Raw genomic sequence first — 17,296 nt, 5'->3', positions numbered from 1 at the left:
ACTACATCATTTCCCGTATGTCTTCCATAATGCGCTTGGCAATATTGTTAGATGTTGTTTCAGAACCGCTTTCTGCATATATGCGGATGATGGGTTCTGTATTAGATGGGCGTAAGTGTACCCAATCCATGTCAAATTCTATCTTTAAACCGTCTTCTGTATTGATAGGTTGATTTTTGTACTTGTCTTGTATCTTGGCAAATATGCCTTTCAGGTCTATATCATCGCTAAGTTCTATCTTGTTTTTAGAAATGTAGTAGTTAGGATAGGTGTTGCGTAATGATTTGATACTCTTGCCGTACTTGGCCAGGTGTGTCAGGAAAAGAGCTATACCTATCAATGCATCACGGCCATAATGCATTTCAGGAACGATGATGCCGCCATTGCCTTCTCCGCCAATAACAGCATTTACAGCTTTCATTTTCCTCACTACATTCACTTCGCCCACGGCGCTGGGAGTATACTCTCCGCCATGTTTCTCAGTTACGTCCCGCAAAGCCCTTGTGCTGGACATGTTAGATACAGTATTCCCTTTTTTATGGCTCAATACATAATCTGCCACCGCTACAAGTGTATATTCTTCACCAAAAAGGCTGCCGTCCTCACAAACGAAACAAAGTCGATCTACATCCGGGTCAACAGCTATGCCTAAATGTGCATTTTGTTTCTCTACTGTATTGCACAGTTCCGTCAGGTTCTCGGGCAGTGGTTCTGGATTGTGTGCGAAATGGCCCGTTACCTCTTCATTTATTGTGATGACATCATCTACTCCCAATGCCTTTAACAGAGGAGGTACTGAAATAGCTCCGGTAGAGTTAACAGCATCTACTACTATCTTGAAATTCTTTGCCTTTATTGCCGAAATATCAACAAGTGGGTGCTGTAGTATTGCGTCAATATGCTTTTGTATATATGTATTGTCAGTTGTGACTTTGCCAAGTTTGTGTACTGCAGCATAGTCATGCGCTCCCTTCTCTGCATGGTCCAATATCCATTGTCCATCCTCTGCACTCAGGAATTCACCTTTGCTGTTCAGCAACTTAAGCGCATTCCACTCTTTAGGATTATGACTTGCCGTAAGGATGATACCTCCGGCAGCATTTTCCATAGTTACTGCCATTTCAACAGTAGGGGTAGTGCTGTAGTCCAGGTCAACAACATCAAAACCACAACCTTGTAATGTTGCGCATACCAGGTTGCGAACCATTTCCCCGGAAATACGTCCGTCACGTCCGATAACGATCTTGTTGTTACCACCTTGTTCATTTACCCAGGCTGCATATGCTGTAGTGAATTTTACAACATCAATCGGTGTAAGTCCTGAACCTTGTGGCCCGCCTATTGTACCCCTAATGCCGGATATTGATTTAATTAATGCCATATGTAACTATGCTGTAAGATTATGCCGCTAAGATAAACTAATAATTGCCTTTTGTTAAAGCTCCTTAATATTATGTTTATTGATGGTATTATTAGTTGTTATATGTAAGTGTTTTTTGACATTTCACATTGTTTTAAGATTAAAGATTGGGCTTTATTTACAGTAACGGTAGGATAATGTGTATTTTGTTGTACTAAAACCAATCCTTATGTATTACATATTCAGAAAAATTTATGGGGTTCCTTTGCTGCTGTTAATGTTGTTGTTTTCGTTCAATAACAATGTATCGGCGCAGGACCTAAAGCAAAATCTTCCGGTTGATCCCAAAGTCACTATTGGCAAATTTGCAAATGGCATTACCTACTATATCAGAACAAACAAAAAGCCGGAGAAAAAAGTTGAGTTGCGGCTGGTAGTTAATGCGGGCTCTATTCTTGAAGACGAAGACCAACGAGGTCTGGCTCACTTCATGGAGCATATGAACTTCAACGGAACTAAGAATTTTCAGAAAAACGAACTTGTTAGCTACCTGCAGTCTATCGGTGTGGAGTTTGGTGCTGACCTGAACGCTTATACCAGTTTTGACGAGACAGTATATATATTGCCTATTCCAACAGATAAAGAAGGTAACCTGGACAAGGGGTTCCAGATAATTGAAGACTGGGCACACAATGCACTGCTTACCGATCAGGATATCGACGACGAGCGTGGTGTTGTGCTGGAAGAAAGCCGTTTGGGTAAAGGTGCCGAAATGCGCATGATGCAGAAATATTTGCCTGAGATGCTTTCAGGAAGTCTGTATGCCGAGCGTTTGCCAATTGGAAAGGATGAAATATTAAAGACCTTTAAATATGAGACTATCCGTCGTTTTTACCATGATTGGTATCGTCCTGACCTGATGGCTGTAGTAGTTGTGGGGGATATAGATAAAGAAACAGCTATGAAATACTTGAAAAAGCATTTCGAACCCATGAAAAATCCTAAAACGGAAAGACCTCGTATCAATGCGCCGGTTGAGGCAAGAAAAGTTGCTAAAGCAATGGTGTTAACCGATAAAGAAGCTACAGGATATCGTTTACAGATAATATTCCCGTCTACGCCCAAAAGGAGTGAGGTAGTGATCAACGATTACAGGAGCAATATGGTTCGAAACCTTATGACAAGTGTGCTGAATACTCGTCTTAGCGACCTGGCACATAGCAGCAAACCACCATTCCCATATGCATTTACATATGTAGACGGTTGGGCAAGAGGATATGAAAGCCTGGTTGCATTTACCATGTTTGGAGAAGAAGGGCCGGAAACGGCACTGATGGCTTTGACAGCTGAACTGAAAAAAGCTAAAAAGTTCGGTTTTAATAAAACTGAGATCGAACTGGCTAAAAAGGACATGCTCAGCTCAATGGAGAAGACGTATAATGAACGAAATACCACAGAAAGTAACAGGCTGGTAGGCGAATATATACGTAACTTCCTGGAACAAGAACCGATCCCCGGAATTGAAAACGAATACGAATATTATAAGAATCTGTTACCGGGCATAAGGGTAGAGGAGTTGAATGAAGAAATAAAGAAACTGATGAGTAATATGAATTTCTTCTCTTTGATAACAGGGCCGGATAACGGCAAAGTGAAACTTCCTGGTGAGAAGGAGTTACTTACAATGACACAGGCCGGCTTTGAACAGGAAGTGAAACAAACTGAAGAGAATAAGGTAGCAACAAACCTTTTGCAAAAAGAGCCTGTACCCGGAAAAGTTACAAAGCTGACAAAAGTAGAAGGTTTTGATGCGGTTACTTACACGTTGAGTAACGGAATAAAGGTAACGACAAAGCCAACACAGTTTAAAAGTGATGAGATAATCATCCGAGGTATAAAAAAGGGTGGATCTGGTAACTACGGCGTAGCTGACGTGAATAATGTGCAGTATGCAACTGATGTGATAGCATCGATGGGCTACGGGCAGTTTACGCCTACAGACCTGACCAAAGCAATGGCTGGTAAGACCTTGAGCGTGAGCATGCGGATAGGTGATGTAGCTAATACTATCTCGGGTAGCAGCACCGTAAAAGATGTGGAAGATATGTTCCGGTTGATGTATCTGAAACTTACAAATCCACGTACCGATAAAGAACTGTTTGAAGCATATAAAAAGAAAGAGATCACACAATTGCAATTCCTGTCAGCTAACCCCACAGTGGCTTTTATCGATACTTTGATCGGAGATTACTACGCGAAAAACCCACTGGCCCCATCTCCAATACCCAAACCAAAGGATTTTGAATCGTTATCGATGAAAAGGATTGTGGACATCTATAATAATGAGTTCAGTTCTGCCGATGGTTACGAGTTTGTCATAGTTGGTAATGTCGATAATAAATCAATCGTTCCCCTCATCGAGAAATATATTGGCAGTTTACCTCAAACAGGAAAGTTACCATCGTTCAAGGATAATGGTGTACGACCTGTTTCTGGAAATAAAACGCTTAAGTATTATAAAGGTTCCGAGCCCAAAAGTATGATTCTGTCATTTGTGCATGGTGAGGCTAAGTATTCAGAAGACTTTGCCCTTAAAGTTAGCGCTTTGGCTGAAGTTTTGAATATAAGGGTGATCGAAGAATTGCGTGAAAAACTAGGTGGTATATATGGAGGAGGATACAGAGCCGGTGTTGAAAAAGAACCATATGAGAACTATACTATTACACTGCAACTACCGTGTGGTCCTGAAAATGTAGATAAACTGATAAAGGCTGCCGATGAAGTAGTAGCCGAAATAAAAAAGGATGGCCCCAAAAAAGAAGACCTGGATAAAGTTAAAAGCCAATGGCACGAGCAGCACAGGGAAAGTATTGAAAAGAATTCATGGTGGGCAAGTTCAATACAAGGCGTGTTATTCTGGGGTAGAAGCAAGGATAATAAGCTGGACTACGACGCGTGGATAGACAAACTGACGGTAAACGATATTAAAGAAGCTGCCAATAAAGTATTCTCAGGCAGTCAGTATACAGGTATCCTGTACCCGGAAGATGATAAGAAATAGCTAGCCTGAAACTTATGTAAAAAGGTGCAACAGCTAAATGTTGCACCTTTTTTAGTGAAAGAATGGCACATTGTCCATAAGGAAGTCTTTGTCGTATTCTATCATATACTCTTGCCTGAAGCTGGCAACATGGTCTTTTATATAGAAGTCTACAACCGGATAATCGTCAGTGATGATGTCTTTTGTTGTATTAGGAAGGTCAATTGCAAAACTGCTTAACTGGCCGGAAACAGGAAAGAAAAAGTCAGCAATTACATGAGCGGTGTCATAATTTTTGTTGTCACCAATACCGGCAATATACATGATGTCACCTTTGGTACTACCCCTTACTGTGGCATAGGTCTGGCAAGTCAGCCCGGATTTTTGAATTGTATTCAGTAAAAGTTGTTGTGCCATTCCGTTGGTGCCTTCTTCAAATCCATCAAATTCAATGAATATCTTACCATCAGGATTTAACAGGTCTTTTATCTTATTGAAGCATTCCAGACTCAGGAGGTATGAAGGGACACTGTCGCCCAGCAATGCGTCAATTATTACCAGGTCATACTTCTTCTTACACACATTTATAAAGTGTCTCCCGTCGTCTATAGTTGTATTGGCAACAGCACTTTTCAACCCGAAATATTTTTCCGCCAGTTCAGGCAACCTGCCATCTATTTCTACCGCGTCGTAGTTAATGTTCTTGTTCTCAAGTTGTTTAGCTACGCTGCCTCCTCCCAGTCCGATAAGTAAAGCATTGCTTCCTTCAGGCAAGGTAGATATCAATGCCCTGGAAAATCGGGTATAGAACAAAAGACTGAAATCATTGTCATTGCTGTTGATCCAAGTCTGCCAGATATGGTTCACCAACATACTCCGGGTGCGGAAGGTTTTATCCCTGAGCCTGTATTCAAAATCCATCACTTTTATCTGTCCTAAGATACCCTCGCTGTGGTAAAGAATATCATATTTATAAGTATTATCCTGCCTGTTATTATAAATAAAGAACGAAGACGGGATCAGCAATACAATTACGGCAATGGCACCTGTTTTCTTTTTGGGTCTTAATATAAACAGGTTAAGTGCGAAAAGTAAGATGCCCGCTACAACACAGGGTATGGCAATGCCCGCGACAGGTACCAGCCAGAAACCTGTTATTAAAGTTGCTATTACTCCTCCCGAGGTAGATACGGCATATACCAGTCCTGCTGCTTTACCTGAAGGGTTGTTTTCTCCGATTAATCCTATTAGCATCGGGCTGACAATACCCATACATAATATCGGGGGTAATAGAAAAAAGAGCTGCGAAATGATCATCCCTGCAAGGAAGGGCATTTCAATGGCCTTACTCATAATAGTATTGGCCGATAATGGCATTATGATAACAAGTGCAGCTGCAGCAGCTATGATGGTAAAAAGTGTATTATTCCTTTTTGCTTGTGCCTGCTTACTAAGTTCACCGCCTATATAATATCCAATGGTCAGTGCACCCAGTGTAATGGCCAGGGTAGAGGCCCAGACATACAGAGAGGACCCGAAAAAAGGAGCCAGCATCTTGCCACCTGCCAGTTCGGCGATCATTACACAAGAACCTTCAACAAAAGATAAGAGGAGCAGTTTGTTCTGAGCTATTGAATTCGTTGGCTCATTTGTATTTTTCGTGGCCATATGGTTGGGTCGTTACTTCTTTTTGAATGTTTCCAGGTGCATATCATATTCTTTTCTGGGGTCACTGTCCGATGGTAATTCGCGTTCCTTTTCTATAAATATTACCTTGCCTTCATCCAGGTAGTTGTTCTCATTATACAGATGGTAGGTTATTGCTGCTATGTTTTTGGTTACTTCCTGTAGTTGCTCATCTGTTTTGGCAAACAGTTCCTTATCGCCCAGCAATATTGTTACATCCTGGAAATCATGAACTTCAACACGTATCTGTGAGTTAAGAAGGCTGGGGTAGACCTTTTTCAATGTATCACGCATCTTTTCATTCAGCACGTCATTTATCATAGGGTCTGTTTCTTTACAGGCCGACGAGAACAGTACAATGCCCGCCAGTAAGCACCCGGCTATTTGTTTTATCATGTTTGTAAGCGTATTTGATGTTGCTAATAAATATAGTCAAATTACAAACAGGACAACCCTTTTGAAAAAAGTTCAGGATTTTTTGAAAAAAGATTTTGTGGTGAATAAAATGCTCTATACCTTTGCAGCCCGTTCAAGCAAAAACGGAAAGTTCTTTAGCAAATTTCCAAGGTATTTTATGGCGTTGTAATAATGACCAAAACAGTGTGAATAACTATTTTGGAAAATAATTTTGTGCATTGAATTTTAACTTCTACCTTTGCACTCCGTTAGCGGGGAAAGCGGTAACGAAAAGGTAACAAATAGTTCTTAAGATAGTAATAGTGAAGCGGTATAGAGGCTGCGGATCGGGGTTCAACTCCTCATCACTTACAGAAGAGATTGAGTGGTATTTAAGCCATGAAGATTTCTGAAGTTCTTTGAAAGATTGGAAATAAAAAAAACAACAGCGCGATACAGATGAAGTTCTGTATTGCCAGGTAAGGTCCCGCCGATGGCGGGAACCACAATAGCGTAACAAATTAAGTTACACGTCTGATTCTCTTTTTAAAAAATGAGTAATTAGTCAGTGAACGAACAATTCATTTACAATGGAGAGTTTGATCCTGGCTCAGGATGAACGCTAGCGGCAGGCTTAACACATGCAAGTCGAGGGGCAGCAGGTCTTCGGACGCTGGCGACCGGCAAACGGGTGCGGAACACGTACGCAACATACCCTTTACTGGGGGATAGCCCGGAGAAATTCGGATTAAGACCCCATAGTATGCGAGGAAGGCATCTTCTTTTCATTAAAAATTTATTGGTAAAGGATTGGCGTGCGTCCCATTAGATAGTTGGCGGGGTAACGGCCCACCAAGTCGGCGATGGGTAGCTGGTGTGAGAGCACGACCAGCCACACGGGCACTGAGACACGGGCCCGACTCCTACGGGAGGCAGCAGTGAGGAATATTGGTCAATGGACGCAAGTCTGAACCAGCCATGCCGCGTGGAGGATGACGGCCTTCTGGGTTGTAAACTTCTTTTATATGGGAAGAAAACCGGGGTTTCTACTCCGTCCGACGGTACCATATGAATAAGCACCGGCTAACTCCGTGCCAGCAGCCGCGGTAATACGGAGGGTGCAAGCGTTATCCGGATTTACTGGGTTTAAAGGGTGTGTAGGCGGATATTTAAGTCAGAGGTGAAATCTCCGGGCTCAACCCGGAAACTGCCTTTGATACTATTTATCTTGAATTTCGTTGAGGTTGGCGGAATATATCATGTAGCGGTGAAATGCATAGATATGATATAGAACACCGATTGCGTAGGCAGCTGGCTGAACGAACATTGACGCTGAGGCACGAAAGCGTGGGTAGCGAACAGGATTAGATACCCTGGTAGTCCACGCCCTAAACGATGATTACTCGACATACGCGATACACAGTGTGTGTCTGAGCGAAAGCATTAAGTAATCCACCTGGGAAGTACGTCCGCAAGGATGAAACTCAAAGGAATTGACGGGGGTCCGCACAAGCGGTGGAGTATGTGGTTTAATTCGATGATACGCGAGGAACCTTACCTGGGCTAGAATGCTAGGAGACCGTCGGTGAAAGCCGATTTTGTAGCAATACACTGCTAGCAAGGTGCTGCATGGCTGTCGTCAGCTCGTGCCGTGAGGTGTTGGGTTAAGTCCCGCAACGAGCGCAACCCCCATCTTCAGTTGCCAGCACGTAATGGTGGGAACTCTGAAGAAACTGCCGTCGTAAGACGCGAGGAAGGAGGGGACGATGTCAAGTCATCATGGCCTTTATGCCCAGGGCTACACACGTACTACAATGGGGAGGACAAAGGGCAGCGACCTGGTAACAGGAAGCTAATCTCAAAAACCTCTTCTCAGTTCAGATTGAGGTCTGCAACTCGACCTCATGAAGCTGGAATCGCTAGTAATCGCGCATCAGCAATGGCGCGGTGAATACGTTCCCGGACCTTGTACACACCGCCCGTCAAGCCATGGAAGCCGGGTGTACCTAAAGTCGGTAACCGCAAGGAGCCGCCTAGGGTAAAACTGGTAACTGGGGCTAAGTCGTAACAAGGTAGCCGTACCGGAAGGTGCGGCTGGAATACCTCCTTTTTAGAGCTAGAGCCTGGTAGCTGTTGTTTTTTTTCCATCTTTCAAGATATTGTTCTTTGTAGAATAGTTCTGCCGCTTAGGGGTTAATGCGGAAGTAAGGATCTGATGAAACTGTGCCCCTTTAGGGGTTGGGGTTTAAATAGATCCGTAGCTCAGGTGGTTAGAGCGCTACACTGATAATGTAGAGGTCCCCAGTTCAAGTCTGGGCGGGTCTACTTTTTTTTGAAGTTCTTAATAATAGTAAGGTATCTTATTACCGATGGGGGGTTAGCTCAGCTGGCTAGAGCACCTGCCTTGCACGCAGGGGGTCATCGGTTCGACTCCGATATCCTCCACTTTTTTTGACTGAGGGGATGGGTATTGAGTGGTAAGATATAAATGATGTAACAGTAACCAGGCTGTACATTGGGTTCAAGTCCTTAACATCAGCAAGAGGTTTTTTAAGATCTCGAAGTTCTTTGACATATTGGGTAGCAATTTTTTTTGTAGAACGTGTTTTTTCTAAAGCACTAAAAATATTTAAAGCGAATAAGGGCGTATGGTGGATGCCTAGGCACTAAGAGGCGATGAAGGACGTGGTAAGCTGCGATAAGCTATGATAAGCTGCATACAAGCGATATAATCATAGATTTCCGAATGGGACAACCTAATACACTGAAGGTGTATTACTCGAAAGAGAGCTAACCCGGGGAACTGAAACATCTAAGTACCCGGAGGAAAAGAAAATAACAAATGATTCCCTAAGTAGTGGCGAGCGAACAGGGAAAAGCCCAAACCAGGGGGGCGTGCTCCCCTGGGGTTGTAGGACTACATTTAGAAACGGACATCAAACTGAACCATCTGGAAAGTTGGGCGAAACAAGGTGAAAGCCCTGTAGGTGTAAATTGTCCGGGACGCGTAGTATCCTGAGTAAGGCGGGACCGGAGGAATCCTGCCTGAATCTGCCGGCACCATCCGGTAAGGCTAAATACTCCTTAGTGACCGATAGTGAACCAGTACCGTAAGGGAAAGGTGAAAAGTACTCCGAACAGGAGAGTGAAATAGTACCTGAAACCGTACGCTTACAAGCGGTCGGAGCCCTTTGGGGTGACGGCGTGCCTTTTGCATAATGAACCTACGAGTTGCTCCTCACTGGCGAGGTTAAGTTCTTAAGTAACGGAGCCGCAGCGAAAGCGAGTCCGAATAGGGCGATATAGTCAGTGGGGGCAGACGCGAAACTTTGTGATCTATCCATGGGCAGGCTGAAGGTTAGGTAAAACTAACTGGAGGGCCGAACTCGTAAACGTTGAAAAGTTTTGAGATGACCTGTGGATAGGGGTGAAAGGCCAATCAAACTGAGAGATAGCTCGTTCTCCCCGAAATGTTTTTAGGAACAGCGTCATAAATTAATGTATCATAGAGGTAGAGCTACTGACTGGGCTAGGGGGCTTCACCGCCTACCAAACCCTGACAAACTCCGAATGCTATGATATATGTATGGCAGTGAGGCTGTGGGCGCTAAGGTCCATGGCCGAGAGGGAAATAACCCAGACTATCATCTAAGGTCCCTAAATCTATGTTAAGTTGAACAAACGAAGTTCGAACCCTAAGACAGCCAGGATGTTGGCTTGGAAGCAGCCATTCATTTAAAGAGTGCGTAACAGCTCACTGGTCGAGGGTTCGGGCACGGAAAATGATCGGGCATCAAACATAGTACCGAAGATATAGATCACGCTTTCGGGCGTGATGGTAGGGGAGCATTCTAAACTGCGTTGAAGGTGTACCGTAAGGTATGTTGGAGCGTTTAGAAAAGAAAATGTAGGTATAAGTAACGATAAAAGCAGTGAAAAACTGCTTCGCCGAAAGACTAAGGGTTCCTGATCAACGCTAATCGGATCAGGGTTAGTCGGGTCCTTAGGCGTACCCGAAAGGGGAAGCTGATGGAAAACTGGTTAATATTCCAGTACTTGTTAATAATTCGATGGGGTGACGGAGAAGTGAAAAGCCCGCGAGGTGACGGAATACCTCGTTAAAGCGTGTAGTTATACGTCTGGTAGGCAAATCCGCCGGATGTGACGAACGTGATAGTACTCTAAGGCTTCGGCCGGCGAGATAGTGGCTGTAATCCTGCTCACGAGAAAAACCTCTAAGTTATGTTATTAACAACCCGTACCGTAAACCGACACAGGTAGTCGAGATGAGTATTCTAAGGCGCTCGGGTGAGCCGCGGAGAAGGAACTAGGCAAATTATAGCTGTAACTTCGGGATAAAGCTATCCCGCTTCGGCGGGACTCAGTGAAATGGTTCAACCAACTGTTTAGCAAAAACATAGGGCCCTGCAAATTCGAAAGAAGACGTATAGAGCCTGATACCTGCCCGGTGCCGGAAGGTTAAGGAAGCTTGTCAGGAGTAATCTGAAGCTTGCGACTGAAGCCCCGGTAAACGGCGGCCGTAACTATAACGGTCCTAAGGTAGCGAAATTCCTTGTCGGGTAAGTTCCGACCTGCACGAATGGTCTAATGAGTTGAACACTGTCTCCTCCGCGAGCCCGGTGAAATTGTAGTATCGGTGAAGATGCCGGTTACCCGCCACGGGACGAAAAGACCCCGTGAACCTTCACTACAACTTTGCATTGATTTTGGATAACAGATGTGTAGTATAGTTGGGAGACTGTGAAGCAGGTGCGCCAGCATTTGTGGAGTCATCGTTGAAATACCAACCTTCTGTTATTTAGAGTCTAATCCCATTGAAGATGGGAGACATTGCATGGTGGGTAGTTTGACTGGGGTGGTCGCCTCCTAAAAAGTAACGGAGGCTCGCAAAGGTGCCCTCAGTACGGTTGGTAATCGTACATAGAGCGTATTAGTATAAGGGTGCTTGACTGTGAGGCTGACCAGCCGAACAGGTGCGAAAGCAGGCTAAAGTGATCCGGTGGTTCTGTATGGAAGGGCCATCGCTCAAAGGATAAAAGGTACTCCGGGGATAACAGGCTGATCTCCCCCAAGAGCTCATATCGACGGGGAGGTTTGGCACCTCGATGTCGGTTCGTCACATCCTGGGGCTGGAGAAGGTCCCAAGGGTTGGGCTGTTCGCCCATTAAAGTGGCACGTGAACTGGGTTCAGAACGTCGCAAGACAGTTCGGTCTCTATCTGTGGTGGGCGTTAGTAAATTGCGTGGACATGACCTTAGTACGAGAGGACCGGGTCGTATGTACCGCTGGTGTATCTGTTGTGCCGCCAGGTGCAGTGCAGAGTAGCTATGTACAGCCAGGATAAGCGCTGAAAGCATCTAAGCGCGAAACCTTCCACTAGATGAATTTACTTTTAAGTGCCGTCAAAGACGATGACGTTGATAGGCTACAGGTGTAAAGGTGGTGACATCAAAGCCGAGTAGTACTAATTGCACGTAAGCTTTAACTTTATTTACTCTTGAAGGGTAGATCAGAACAAGTTTTTTAAGAATCATGTTCGTTAATACAAGATCAATTGTTCCCGATATGTCGATATTATTATAGTCCAAAAGGCAATGACTAAAGATCTTATGGTGGTATTGCCGAGGGTGTTCACCTCTTCCCATTCCGAACAGAGAAGTTAAGCCCCTCATGGCCGATGGTACTGCTAAGGCGGGAGAGTAGGTAGCTGCCATATTTACTGAAAGACCCCTCAACTTTTTTGTTGAGGGGTCTTTTGTTTTATACAGGTTGTCCGTCCGGAAGAACAACTGTCAATTATATAGGTATATCTATGATTATAGTTGTACCACGGCCGATAGTAGAATCAAAATCAACAGTTCCGTCCAGGTATTCTATCCTGGATATAATATTCTTAAGACCTATTCCCTCGAAATTTGACTTTTTACTTGTATCGAACCCCTTTCCGTTATCTTCAACAATAATATTCAATGTTTTATTGTCATGATCAACGATCTGTATGCCTAACATGTTTGCACCTGAATGTTTGATCACATTGTTTACTAATTCCTGAATCACTCTGTATAGTATGATCTCGGTAGTTTTATCCAGTTGGCGTGTAAGTCCTACTATTTCAAGGTTTATTTTTAGTAAACCTGTAGCAGTTATTTTATCAACAAATTCACGTATAGCGCTACTTAGCCCTAATTTGAATAAGGCATTAGGCATCATATTGTGAGAAACCGCCCTTATCTCTTTAATCGCTTCATCCAGTGTGTTTTTAAGCGTTGATAATTGTTCGCTTCTGTCAGTATCTGACTGAGGAGGGTGTTCCAGAGCTGAGGTCATCAGTTTTATTGCAGATAATTGTTGCCCGATACCATCGTGAAGGTCTTTTGCTATACGGGTACGTTCTCGCTCTTCTGCATCTATAACAGCTTTACTCCTTATATTCTGCTGTCGGATGATCTCTTCATTAAGTTCCTGTTGTTTATGCAGTTTATAACGGTTGTATAACAGATAGGAAATAATAAGGATAACAATAATAAGTATAGTCAACGCAATTGCGATTATATTTTTTTGCCTGATTGCGATTTGGTTATTGGCCAGTTCCAGTTTGTTTGTTTCAATCTCATGATCTTTCTTTTCTGTATCATACTTTGTTTGTAACTCTGTAATAGTTCGGCTATTACTTTCATTCACCAACGAGTCGTTCAGCTTTGTATAATCTATCATGTACTCATAAGCCTTTTTATAATCACCTTTAGCTTTGTATATCTGCGATGATATCAGGTAGGAATCCATGTACATGTTGATGATACCTTCTATCTTCTTAAGAATAGCCATGGCTGTATTAATATGCTGCTCTGCTAGGTCCGTTTTGTGCAGCATCAGGTAGGTTTGCGCAAGACTCAGGTGCGAAGTATACATACCCACACTATCGCCCAATTCAGTTTGGATAGCCAGTGCCTGTTTATGTAATGGCAATCCCTTTTGAGGAGATCCGCTTTCAGCATAAATATTCCCGCCATTACTCAGTAGTGTTGCAGTCTCATACTGGTCTCCCAGCTTTTTGAAAATATCAAGTGCCTTGTTGTTGTAAGCAATTGCACTGTCGTAAATACTCTGGAAGTAGTATATATAACCCATGTATCCATTGGCCCGGCCTAGCTCGAAAGAGTCTTTTGCAATACCAAACAGTTCTATTGCTTTCAGGTTGTTCTCTATGGCAAGAGGGTAGTTCTTTTGATCGGCATACAAATAGGCCAGGTTGTTGTGTGCTGCCGCTTCTCCTTGTATATCATCGATCTCTTCGCGCAATTTCAGTGCTTCAATAAAGGATTCTGCGGCATTTGTCTGTTTCCCTTGCATACGGTAAACATTGCCTAGGTTATTATAAACATCTGCTATCAGTCCTTTATCGTTGAGTTCGCGAGCCAGTTCTACACTCTTTTCATAGTAGGTGATCGCTTCGTCGGCCTTGTTCCAGTTTTTATAAATGATACCATACCTGTTGTATATACCGCACAGCCCTTCTGTATAATCATTTCTTTCAGCCAGTATCTTAGCTGTATCTAGGTAGGCGAGAGCAAGATCTTTGTCAACAGCCCTCAACGAAAAAGCCAGTTCATTATATATATCTACCTTGGCAGTATCATGCAGGTGCTTATTGGCCAGTAGTTCCGACAGGCTGTCGATCTCATACTGATTTTGCGCCCTTGCGCTAGTGTAGCCGGACAATACTAAAATGACGATGAGTAACTTAATATTCATAACTAAATATATGCCAAATTGCCTATTTGTAATAGCCTGTCATTCCTTTTGCTAATGATATGTTATTGCATTACATACATAATTGTAGTTAGGCAAGGTTTTTGTAATGTTGTAAATTATAATAAGGTGTACTATGAAAAAGCTTTTGACAATATGGGTAATTGTTGTGGCCTTTGTTTCCTGCAAAAGGGATAAGATAGGTTATACAGTACCTGTTGTCAATCCAACTCAAACCTACGATAACAGGTCCGTAGGGCTTTCTGCCAACGACTTTTTAAGTGCAGCAAAGTACAAAGCTATTAACGTTCAGTTTTGCAACGTTAATAAACACCCTTTCCCGGATAGTGTTGTGCAGGCAGCTGTTGCATTTCTTGACAAATATTGCCATAAACCAAACGGTATCTACGTTTCCTATGCAAATATTCCGCTGCAGGGAGGCAATCTTTATGTCAACGACCTGATCAATATCGAAAAGCAATATCGCGAACAATTCCAGGTAACAGGTGAGGATGGTATTGACACACTGGGTTTGTTCATTCTGCTTACAGAAGGTGACTATTACGAGAAGAATATATTGGGTGTCGCTTATAAAAATACTTCTGTAGCATTATTTGGCGGTATCATCGATGAACATTCAGGAGCAGAAGGACAACCTACATACGCAGCTGCAATGACTGCTGTTTTGGAGCACGAATTAGGACATATTTTTGGCCTGGTCAACCTTGGCTCTGCACTGCAATCAAACCACCAGGACGAAGCAAATGGTAAGCACTGTGATGTGCCGGGCTGCCTGATGAACTACCAAATGCAGACAACCGACTACATGAACGTATTTACAGGAGAAAAGATACCTGAACTGGATCCCAAATGCCTGGATGACCTGCGTGCAAACGGAGGTAAGTAATCTTAGTATTTTCTTTTCTTGAAATCGCCTCGTTTCCAGGCTTCATAAAATTCAGCCCATGCCAATGGGTTAAACCAATTGCTGGGTGGTTGCTGACCATAATATACAGCTTTCTGTGCCTGGATATTCTGGTAGGCACTTTGATTTTCACCACCATCTTTAGGAATAGTATAAGCCAGCGCACGCAGCATTAAAGCCTCAGTGTTTTTCCTGGCCCTTTCATAGCGGTCATCGGGAACATCCCAATATTTGAATGCGTAGTTGAATTCTTCTCGTGTAGGGTATGGGCGTATAATGGTTTCCTGCAGGTAAAATGTGTCCTGTGTCATCAGTTGTACCATTGAGAAATAATGGCCATCAATTTCATGAGGAATGATGAACTCTTTCGGGCGAAATCCCAGCTCTGTAAACACAAGTGTGTCACCTTTGTGTGCGACAATTGAGAAGACACCCAACTCGTTAGAGATAGTACCCCTGTAGTTGTTCTTCAGCATGATCACCGCACCCGGCACGGCACGCAGGCTGTCGGCAGTCATTGTGACCCCATTTATCTGCACGATTTTTTCTTCTTCGTTCTGTGCAAATGAACTATTCGCCAATAAAAGGCCGGTTGCTAATAACAGGCTGTACACCCTTGGTCTCATACGCATTTCGTCAAATTTACAGAGTTTTAGCCTATCTATAAAACCGATTTAATCATCATATCAATATAACTAATAAAACTATCAGTAATCAGGTATTGATTTATGCACAAAGAAAAACTCTATGGCTTACTTTTGCATAACACACATTTTACTTTAACAAAGGTTTAGTATGATTACGAAAGAAGCGGTTTTAAAGGCATTGAGTAATGTAGATGACCCGGACCTGGGCAAAGACCTCGTGACCCTGAATATGGTGAAGGATATTGAGATAAACGGCAATAATGTGTCGTTTACAGTGGTGTTGACAACACCGGCCTGCCCTATGAAGGAGATGATAGAAAAAGCCTGTATCAATGCCATACATCTGCTGGTGACCAAAGATGCCGTTGTTACTGTAAAAATGACCTCAAATGTGAATAGCAACCGTAAAGATAACCTCGCATTGCTGCCCAATGTTAAGAACATTATAGCCGTAGGCTCCGGCAAAGGCGGGGTAGGTAAGTCTACGGTGGCGGTCAACCTGGCTATTGCCCTGGCTGAAGAGGGTGCGAAAGTGGGTATATTGGACGCCGACATTTATGGCCCTTCTATACCTATTATGCTGGGCATACGCGACGAACGACCTAAAATGACAGACCCGGACGGAACGGGTAAAGGCAAGATCGTACCAATAGAAAGGCATGGTATCAAAGCCATGAGTATTGGGCTGCTGGTAGACGAGAAACAGGCAGTGGTTTGGAGAGGACCCATTGCCAGCTCTGCACTCAAACAATTCATCACCGATGTACACTGGGGCGACCTGGATTACCTTGTGATAGACCTGCCTCCGGGTACGGGCGATATACACCTTACCCTTGTGCAGGCTGTTCCGGTTACGGGAGCCGTTATCGTATCTACACCACAGGCAGTGGCTGCGGCTGACGCAAAAAAGGCCATCATGATGTTTAAACAACCGCAGATAAACATACCTATACTAGGTATAGTAGAAAATATGGCATATTTCACACCTGCCGAACTGCCTGAGAATAAATATTACCTGTTTGGTAAAGGTGGTGCGCACAAAATGGCCGAACAGTTTGAACTGCCATACCTGGGCGAAGTACCTATTGTACAAAACATACGCGAGGGGGGGGATATAGGTATGCCGGCTGCATTGGATGAGACCAATCCTTCCAGGGGGATATTCCTCGATCTGGCACGTAATGTAGCCAGAAATGTATCTATGCGTAATGCCAACATAGAGCCTACCAAAGTGGTGGAGATACTGGAGTAGGGTGATGACGAGTTGGAGATAGTGCCAACCCTCAGATGATCGCTACTTTAAAGTAATTGTCGTATTCAATGCAGTGGACATATGTGGAAATAGTTAGCCGTGTGCCAATTGCTTTTATCTCCTGCATTACCTCATGTATCGCTGTTTCGTTCAGTAGGACATCCATGACCCGGAGGACCGGTTGGTTCGGTGTCATGCCTTACCGGTTAGGGAATTGCAA

8 protein-coding genes, 2 tRNA genes and 3 rRNA genes are annotated in these 17,296 nt (G+C 43.6%); 8 read left to right on the top strand and 5 right to left on the bottom strand.

Annotated features, from left to right (window positions below):
• Window position 1 precedes the first annotated feature (1 nt).
• On the bottom strand, window positions 2-1,381 hold the full coding sequence (gene glmM / locus H6550_09795) for a phosphoglucosamine mutase (protein MCB9046415.1): 1,380 nt from the start codon (window positions 1,379-1,381) through the stop codon (window positions 2-4).
• 208 nt (window positions 1,382-1,589) lie between these two features.
• Here glmM and H6550_09790 point away from each other — a divergent pair, with 208 nt between their 5' ends.
• Entirely contained in the window at window positions 1,590-4,421 is a 2,832-nt protein-coding gene (locus H6550_09790) for an insulinase family protein (GenBank protein MCB9046414.1), read from the top strand.
• Window positions 4,422-4,472: 51 nt separating this feature from the next.
• On the opposite strand, the gene H6550_09785 is transcribed toward H6550_09790, so the two are convergent.
• The gene (locus H6550_09785) at window positions 4,473-6,068 is read right to left on the bottom strand and encodes a fused MFS/spermidine synthase (GenBank protein ID MCB9046413.1); all 1,596 of its coding nucleotides are present in this window, start codon (window positions 6,066-6,068) and stop codon (window positions 4,473-4,475) included.
• Between the two features lie 12 nt (window positions 6,069-6,080).
• The gene (locus H6550_09780) at window positions 6,081-6,482 is read right to left on the bottom strand and encodes a hypothetical protein (GenBank protein MCB9046412.1); all 402 of its coding nucleotides are present in this window, start codon (window positions 6,480-6,482) and stop codon (window positions 6,081-6,083) included.
• Window positions 6,483-7,067: 585 nt separating this feature from the next.
• Between H6550_09780 and H6550_09775 the strand changes: the two genes are divergently transcribed.
• The 5 genes from H6550_09775 to rrf all read left to right on the top strand — a co-directional run bounded on the left by H6550_09775 (window position 7,068) and on the right by rrf (window position 12,219).
• Window positions 7,068-8,600: ribosomal RNA gene (locus tag H6550_09775) — 16S ribosomal RNA — on the top strand.
• Between the two features lie 133 nt (window positions 8,601-8,733).
• A tRNA-Ile gene (locus H6550_09770) sits at window positions 8,734-8,807 on the top strand.
• 46 nt (window positions 8,808-8,853) lie between these two features.
• Window positions 8,854-8,927: transfer RNA gene (locus H6550_09765), tRNA-Ala, on the top strand.
• A 177-nt stretch (window positions 8,928-9,104) separates the two neighbouring features.
• A 23S ribosomal RNA gene (locus H6550_09760) occupies window positions 9,105-11,994 on the top strand.
• 117 nt (window positions 11,995-12,111) lie between these two features.
• Window positions 12,112-12,219 (top strand): 5S ribosomal RNA (rrf, locus tag H6550_09755).
• Together the 16S, 23S and 5S rRNA genes with 2 tRNA genes alongside form the textbook arrangement of a ribosomal RNA operon.
• An 80-nt stretch (window positions 12,220-12,299) precedes the next feature.
• Here the strand turns inward: rrf and H6550_09750 are convergent.
• Window positions 12,300-14,255, bottom strand: coding sequence for a sensor histidine kinase (locus H6550_09750; protein MCB9046411.1), 1,956 nt, complete (start codon window positions 14,253-14,255; stop codon window positions 12,300-12,302).
• Window positions 14,256-14,388: 133 nt separating this feature from the next.
• On the opposite strand from H6550_09750, the gene H6550_09745 reads away from it, so the two are divergent.
• Complete coding sequence (locus H6550_09745) at window positions 14,389-15,159, top strand: hypothetical protein (protein MCB9046410.1); 771 nt, start codon at window positions 14,389-14,391, stop codon at window positions 15,157-15,159.
• A gap of 2 nt (window positions 15,160-15,161) precedes the next feature.
• Here H6550_09745 and H6550_09740 read toward each other — a convergent pair whose 3' ends face one another.
• Entirely contained in the window at window positions 15,162-15,782 is a 621-nt protein-coding gene (locus tag H6550_09740; protein MCB9046409.1) for a carboxypeptidase-like regulatory domain-containing protein, read from the bottom strand.
• Window positions 15,783-15,972: 190 nt separating this feature from the next.
• Here H6550_09740 and H6550_09735 point away from each other — a divergent pair, with 190 nt between their 5' ends.
• Window positions 15,973-17,076: an Mrp/NBP35 family ATP-binding protein gene (locus H6550_09735; GenBank protein MCB9046408.1), complete on the top strand. Its 1,104-nt coding sequence runs from the start codon at window positions 15,973-15,975 to the stop codon at window positions 17,074-17,076.
• Window positions 17,077-17,296: the final 220 nt, after the last annotated feature.

It is taken from the genome of Chitinophagales bacterium, assembly GCA_020636495.1.
GTDB lineage: Bacteria > Bacteroidota > Bacteroidia > Chitinophagales > Chitinophagaceae > UBA5543.
This window is presented reverse-complemented; position numbering and strand designations above follow the sequence as displayed.

Coding starts and splice junctions, on each gene's coding strand:
- glmM (MCB9046415.1), bottom strand. CDS start 1,381: ATGGCATTAATTAAATCAATATCCGGCATTAGGGGTACAATAGGCGGG.
- H6550_09735 (MCB9046408.1), top strand. CDS start 15,973: ATGATTACGAAAGAAGCGGTTTTAAAGGCATTGAGTAATGTAGATGAC.
- H6550_09750 (MCB9046411.1), bottom strand. CDS start 14,255: ATGAATATTAAGTTACTCATCGTCATTTTAGTATTGTCCGGCTACACT.
- H6550_09785 (MCB9046413.1), bottom strand. CDS start 6,068: ATGGCCACGAAAAATACAAATGAGCCAACGAATTCAATAGCTCAGAAC.
- H6550_09780 (MCB9046412.1), bottom strand. CDS start 6,482: ATGATAAAACAAATAGCCGGGTGCTTACTGGCGGGCATTGTACTGTTC.
- H6550_09745 (MCB9046410.1), top strand. CDS start 14,389: ATGAAAAAGCTTTTGACAATATGGGTAATTGTTGTGGCCTTTGTTTCC.
- H6550_09790 (MCB9046414.1), top strand. CDS start 1,590: ATGTATTACATATTCAGAAAAATTTATGGGGTTCCTTTGCTGCTGTTA.